The 5,026-nt window shown below is 55.6% G+C and carries 7 protein-coding genes; 4 read left to right on the top strand and 3 right to left on the bottom strand.

The annotated features are described in order from the left end of the window. The 4 genes from CPT76_RS32845 to CPT76_RS32830 all read left to right on the top strand — a co-directional run. Positions 1-576, top strand: a 576-nt coding sequence (locus tag CPT76_RS32845) for an inositol monophosphatase family protein (RefSeq protein ID WP_105445878.1), incomplete at its 5' end; no start/stop codon positions are given. A gap of 72 nt (positions 577-648) precedes the next feature. Then, positions 649-960 carry a hypothetical protein gene (locus CPT76_RS32840; RefSeq protein WP_105445877.1) on the top strand — a complete coding sequence of 104 codons (312 nt, stop codon included), beginning with the start codon at positions 649-651 and terminating at the stop codon, positions 958-960. 5 nt (positions 961-965) lie between these two features. Next, positions 966-1,196 carry a hypothetical protein gene (locus CPT76_RS32835; RefSeq protein ID WP_105445876.1) on the top strand — a complete coding sequence of 77 codons (231 nt, stop codon included), beginning with the start codon at positions 966-968 and terminating at the stop codon, positions 1,194-1,196. Positions 1,197-1,415: 219 nt separating this feature from the next. Then, positions 1,416-1,982 (top strand): hypothetical protein, encoded by a 567-nt coding sequence (locus CPT76_RS32830; protein ID WP_105445875.1) that lies wholly within the window; start codon positions 1,416-1,418, stop codon positions 1,980-1,982. Between the two features lie 100 nt (positions 1,983-2,082). On the opposite strand, the gene CPT76_RS32825 is transcribed toward CPT76_RS32830, so the two are convergent. The 3 genes from CPT76_RS32825 to CPT76_RS32815 all read right to left on the bottom strand — a co-directional run bounded on the left by CPT76_RS32825 (position 2,083) and on the right by CPT76_RS32815 (position 4,833). After that, positions 2,083-2,847 (bottom strand): SDR family oxidoreductase, encoded by a 765-nt coding sequence (locus CPT76_RS32825; protein WP_105445874.1) that lies wholly within the window; start codon positions 2,845-2,847, stop codon positions 2,083-2,085. 180 nt (positions 2,848-3,027) lie between these two features. Next, the gene (gene cysK / locus CPT76_RS32820) at positions 3,028-3,951 is read right to left on the bottom strand and encodes a cysteine synthase A (RefSeq protein WP_181153209.1); all 924 of its coding nucleotides are present in this window, start codon (positions 3,949-3,951) and stop codon (positions 3,028-3,030) included. Positions 3,952-4,095: 144 nt separating this feature from the next. Beyond that, complete coding sequence (locus CPT76_RS32815) at positions 4,096-4,833, bottom strand: YwaF family protein (protein WP_105445872.1); 738 nt, start codon at positions 4,831-4,833, stop codon at positions 4,096-4,098. Positions 4,834-5,026: the final 193 nt, after the last annotated feature.

Genomic DNA, 5,026 nt, shown 5'->3' with positions numbered 1-5,026 from the left:
CAGCGCAGCGACTGGCTGTGGCTGGTGGACCCTTTGGACGGAACGAACAACTATGCGATCGGCCTGCCTGCGTTCTCCTGCTCGATTACGCTGATATACCAAGGGCAGCCGGTCGTGGCGGTGGTTTACGAACCGATGATTGACCGGCTGTTCGTGTCCACCCGTAACGGTGGAACAACCTGCAATGGGCAGCCCGTAACGAACGGGCCTGCACCGGCGTTCAATCAAGCAACGGTCGCCTGGATTCAGGGGCATGTGGTAGTCAGCGATGACCGCGCCACCCGGCTTAGAAACCATATCGACCTGCATACGAAGCGGATGATGCGGCTGTGGGCGCCGACCCTGCAGTGGTGCATGCTGGCGAGAGGAAACATCGATGCCATCATTCTGTATAACTCCGAAGGGGAGGACCTCTATTCCGGCGTTCTGATCGCGAAGGAAGCGGGGATGCTGGTCATGGACTTTGAAGGCAAACCATTTGACGCCATGACGGAAGAACCTTACTTGATCGCTTGTCATCCGGAGAACCGGGATTACTTTTTGAATATGGTATTGGAAGGATTGGGCGCCCGATAAAAGCTTGCCGCTGCGGCAGTTAGCAGCCCCAAGGTGACGCATACTGAACCGGCGGCAGAAGGGAAGTAGGCAATGGTTTATTTTATCATGGGAATCGTCGTGTTTCTTGCCGGGGGGCTGATCGCAACCTGGGTGTTTGGCCCCTGGGGGACAGTTCTGGCCCTTCTGGTTATGGTCGGCCTGCTGAGCTACTTGTACGGCATGGTGGAAGACTTGAGGGCAAGGGTGAGCTCTTTGGAGAAGCAGCTTGGCGTGTCGGAAGAGGATGATTACCAGATGAGCGACGAGGACATTGAAGCGGAGCTCGAACGGGAGCTGGATGCGGAACCTGGCAGTGCGGAAGAAGCGGAAAAGGGGCGCAATCCTACCCAGAGGGAGGAATAACGGGCATGCGATTGATGGGAATAATGCTTCTCGGAGCAGGATTGCTGCTTGTCGGACTCGGCGGTTTTGAAAAAGTATTGATTTATGCAGCGCGGGCCCAAAATATTAACGATGTGTATACACTAAAGGATTTAACGCCGGATTATATTTGGAATATCACCAATATTACGCTGGTTGGCGGTATCGTGATTGCCGAACCGCATGCCCAACGAAACCGCCATCGTCCCGACTTATGAGATCCACGATCTGGCGGAGATCAAGGACATTTTGGAGAAGAAGGGCTGACCGGGCTATCGGCGCCTGCTATTCACGAAAGCGCTTGAAAAATTTACAACAATTTGACTCGGCTGTAACGAATTTGTGACGATTTGGGTCCCGGCTGTGGCTTACAATAAAGTTACATCACAGAGCCCTCTCGCAGCGTTTGAAAACAATCCCGCAGGGTAATGGTTGATATGGATAGAAATCATGATTCCATAAAGGAGATATTTTCAAATGAAAAAAAGATGACCGTATTCGCTTCCCTGATGATCGTTTTTCTGCTGGGGCTGGTAGTGACTTCAACGAGTGCAGTCGGGTCTGATAACGAATATAAGCCGGTTCCGCAAACCGAGGACACGGTGACGGCGATGCTGTCGACCATCGGGGACAAGAACGGCCACCTCTACGTGACGGTGGATCCGATCGAATGGTACGAGGGCGCGGCGGCAGACAAGAAGTTCCTTGAACGGGAGCCGGATGCCGAAGAGCTGGGCGGCGCTCCTGACGGTTATTACATCGTCAACGACGATGAGACGCTGGAGACTTACGAAATCGCTCCGGATGCTGAAGTGCTGATGCAGCTGTATGATCATGACGGAACCTATGAAGGAATGAACATTCAGTGGAACGAACCGGTCAGCTTGAACAAATTTTTGGCGATTTACCATAACGACAAGCTGCTGGACATCCGCTCTTTTCCGTTTCATTTGACGGTGAAGGACGGCAAAGTCGTCAAAGTGGTGCAGCAGTATATTCCATAAATCTCGGGTAAAAGAAAATCCAGTGCCGCCGAGGGCACTGGATTTTTTGCTTTTAATGGCAGTCTGCATGGCAGCCGGGCGCGAGGCGCGGCAAGCCCCGTTACAGATGCGTTCCGCCGCTGGCGTCCAATAGCTGGCCCGTGATCCAGCGGCTGTCGTCCGAAGCCAGAAAGGCGGCGATATCGGCGACATCTTCCGGCTGTCCCCACCGCTTGAAGATCGAGAAGTTCGCGCCAAACTCGCGGCCTTCCGGCGTCTGCAGCGTCTCGGCATTCATCTCGGTCTCCACGAATCCCGGCATGATCGCGTTGATCGTAATGCCGCGGGAGCCAAGCTGAGTCGAGAGGTTCAGGGTCAGCGTATTGATCGCCCCTTTGGACATGCTGTAGGCGGGAATCACCGGCAGCGAGATCCGGGTCGTCGCGGAGGAGATGTTGATGATCCGCCCGCCGTCCCGCAGCCGCGGCAGTGCTTGCTGAATGACGAAAAACGGTGCTTTGACGTTCACGTTCATCACCTCATCGAAGGATTCCTCCGTCGTTGCTTCGATGGGGAGAGAAAGGCCGATGCCCGCATTGTTCACAAGAATGTCCAGGCCGGGGCCGCCTGTTTGATTCTGCAGAAGGCCGTCCAGGGCTTCATACATCTCCGGGATGCCGCGAACGGATCTGAAGTCCGCCTCGAGGAGCAGCGCCGTTCCGCCCTGCTGTTCGATCTCGCGGGCGACCGCCTCGGCGGCGGAGCGGTTTTGTCCATAATGGAGAACCACCAGGGCTCCTTCGGCGGCCAGACGCAGCGCGATGGCCCGGCCGATGCCGCGGCTCGCTCCGGTAATCAGTGCTGTTTTTCCAGTCAATCTATTCATGTATTGTCAACTCCTCATCGGTTTAACAGGCTGTGGCCTGCTTGAGTCATTTATAGCATGAGGTGGATTTTGAGATGTTGCTCTCCCATTCGGGCATATGCCCGCCTCAACCGATGAACACAAAAAAGGCATCAGCCGGGTATACAAACCGGTTGATGCCTTTCGATGATTTGCGCACGACTAAAAAATACCCATGCTCAGATACCGTTCTCCGGTATCCGGCGCAATGCACAGCACCCGTTTGCCGGGTCCCAGACGCCGGGCTACCTGCAGCGCGGTCCAGACGGAAGCGCCGGAGGAGGGGCCGACCAGGATACCTTCTTCGGCGGCAAGCCTGCGCGTCGTTCCGATGGCGTCTTCGTCGCTGACCTGAAAAATTTCGTCGTAGACGTCCGTGTTCAGGATCGGCGGGATGAAACCGGGGCTGGTGCCCACCAGCTTATGCGCTCCCGGCTGGCCGCCGGATAGCACGGGCGAGCCTTTCGGCTCGGCGACATAGATGCCGATGCCGGGGAGTCTCTCCCTCAGCACTTCGCCCGTGCCGGTAATCGGTCCCGCCGGTGCCAGCCGTAGCGACGAAGGCATCCAGCGCCCTTCCATCTGCTCTATAATTTCCAGCGCCGTCGTGCGGCGGTGGATATCCGGGTTGGCCCGGTTCTCGAACTGCTGAGGAATGAAGCTGCCTTCAATTTCCCGTTGCAGCTCCTGCGCCTTGCGGATAGCACCAGGCATCCGCTCCGCTGCCGGCGTCAGCACCACTTCGGCTCCATATGCCTTCAGCAGATTGATCCGCTCCTTGGTCATGTTGTCGGGCATCACCATAATAGCGCGGTATCCTTTGGCCGCCGCGTTCATCGCCAGCCCGATGCCGGTGTTGCCGCTCGTCGGCTCGATAATAGTCGAGCCCGGCTTCAGCAGGCCGTCCTGCTCCGCCTGCGCGATCAAATTATAAGCGGCCCGGTCCTTGACGCTTCCGCTAGGGTTGAAGTATTCGAGCTTCACGTACACGTCGGCATCCTGTTCTCCCGCCAAACGGCGGAGCTTGACCGCCGGGGTATCGCCGATGAGCTCGGTAATATTTTGCACAACTTTCGGTCCAGTCATGGGGTCCATCTCCTTGTTAGTTCATCAGCCGGTTCACAGCTTCTAAGCTTTCCGTTCATTATAGAACTTCGGCAGGGAGATCACAACGTAGAGGCAGAGGAAGGAGATACCGGCGAGGGCAGCGTGAAAGGCTTTATGGCCGGCTTAAAGAACGCTTTTGTCCCTGGCTTTGGCTGCCGCTGACGCTTTGGATATTTTCGCGGGCAGGACAAAGAACAGCAGCTGCATCAATGCGAAAATCAGCAGGGCGATTCCTTCCTCCGCCAGCAAATATAAGGGGTGCGGACCGAGAAAGTCCAGAATCGAAGCGGTCGGCGGCTTGTGCATCAGAAACATGTAGTTGGACCCCAGCATCCAGTTGATGACGCCAACTCCAAGTGCAAGAACGTTCAGAAAAATCATTGTCCAGCCGATAGATCTCCAGGTGGGCTGAAGCTTTTCGACCCAGGTCATGTACAGGGATGCCAGAATGATAAGCATATGGGCCGCGAAGAATTGAAAGAACCGGAAATGAGGGTAGGCAAAATCCAGGCTTGGGGTGATGAGGGCCTGAAGGGCGCCGCCGATCCCGGCGAAGAACAGGATTTGATAGAGGAAGCGGCTGCGGACGGCCAGCATGACGACCGAGAGCAGCAGCGTAATGCTGCACAGCTCGAGCGGCAGCGTGGACTTGATGTTCCAGTAGCCTTCTGTTATGTTCCATATGTCGAGTGCGATTTCGGAGGCGATCAGACAGGCGATGATCAAGTAACGGACCGTCTGCCTGGCCGGCATGCTGTCCTGCAGGCGGATTCTGCCCAGGAACAGCAGGATGCAGGCGAGCACGAAGACCGTCAGCGCAGCAAGGTGCGGGCCGGAAAACATGACGAACGAATGGCTCATACATTCATGCTCCTTTGCTACTAAAGATCGTAAAGCTGACGCATATCTCTTATCATATCCACTTTCTGGAATATCGCAAGATCTGAAGGACGCCTCCTTCAATCGGGTATAGGTATGGTAAGCGGATTTTATACTTTGGAAAATTATTGTTGGTCAATACTATGGATGGAGTCGATGGCTATGGATGAGACGA

Origin of the sequence: Paenibacillus sp. AR247 (assembly GCF_002968895.1) — a bacterium.
In the GTDB taxonomy this organism is placed as follows: Bacteria; Bacillota; Bacilli; order Paenibacillales; family Paenibacillaceae; genus Paenibacillus_AQ; species Paenibacillus_AQ favisporus.
Note: the sequence above shows the minus strand (reverse complement) of the source record. Positions and strands in the feature narration are given on the sequence as shown.